The 272-nt window shown below is 41.5% G+C and carries 1 pseudogene; it reads left to right on the plus strand.

The window, feature by feature from the left end:
• Positions 1-272 (plus strand): annotated as a pseudogene (locus SB773_RS31760) (AAA family ATPase); the annotation flags it as partial.

Below are 272 nucleotides of genomic sequence, written 5' to 3' on the forward strand. Positions count from 1 at the left end.
TGTTACCTATGTTATCGGGGAAAATGGAATGGGGAAGTCCACCTTGCTTGAAGGCATTGCGATTGCGTATGGCTTCAATCCGGAAGGCGGAACGTTGAATTTCAATTTTTCCAATTATGATTCACACTCCAATTTGGACGAATACCTCCGTTTGAAAAAGGGTGTGTACAAACCTAAGGATCATTTTTTCTTTAGGGCGGAAACCTTTTATAATTTAGCTACGAATATAGAGGAATTGGACAGGGAGGCATCGGGACCGAAAATCATCGATT

This window comes from Bacillus sp. SIMBA_074 (assembly GCF_046534555.1).
Lineage (GTDB): Bacteria > Bacillota > Bacilli > Bacillales > Bacillaceae_G > Bacillus_A > Bacillus_A mycoides.